The organism is Bacillus sp. JJ1521, assembly GCF_036965165.1.
GTDB lineage: Bacteria > Bacillota > Bacilli > Bacillales > Bacillaceae_L > Ferdinandcohnia.
In genome coordinates, this window is the sequence record NZ_JBALOX010000249.1 from 1,018 (window position 1) to 1,589 (window position 572).

Annotated in this window: 1 protein-coding gene; it reads left to right on the forward strand. The window is 34.1% G+C overall.

The features are described from left to right. The first annotated feature begins 365 nt into the window (after nt 1–365). Entirely contained in the window at nt 366–554 is a 189-nt protein-coding gene (locus V7147_RS23845; protein ID WP_335370283.1) for an aspartyl-phosphate phosphatase Spo0E family protein, read from the forward strand. Nucleotides 555–572: the final 18 nt, after the last annotated feature.

The following is a 572-nucleotide window of genomic DNA, read 5'->3' on the forward strand; positions in this document are numbered from 1 at the left end:
GCCACAGGACGTGGCGTTTTTAGTCTTTGATCCTTTGCTCGAAAAACTTCCTTTGAAAAATCGTGGCATCCGCCGAGGCTTTAACTTTATTCAGCCTAAATATGTGCCCTAACACAATATATCTATGCTTTTCCAATAGTCCCCACACTTATGGGTCTTCTTCTGAATAAAGTTTAGTCATTATTATTCTAGCAAAAATACTACAGTATTCATAATTATTAATATGAAAGTTTTGTGTCATCCAACTATCCGCTAGTTGAATATATTTCCAAATAAGTTCCTTGCCAACAATTTACCATTATATGTTATACTCAAAATAACTTGTCCATTCTGAATTTTAAAATCAAACGAAGGGGTTTTACCTTGTGTCTAAAGAACAACTTCTACATAAAATTGAACAAAAAAGAAACGAACTGGTTGAAATTGTCTTGAAACACGGTTTTACCGCTACGATCACCATTAAAGTTAGCCAAGATTTAGATAATCTTTTGAATCAATACAATGCTGGAAGAACACAAAAAAGCCTCTCATGGGTACCGCCCCCCAAAAGTTAAAGTAGTAAATCTAACTTT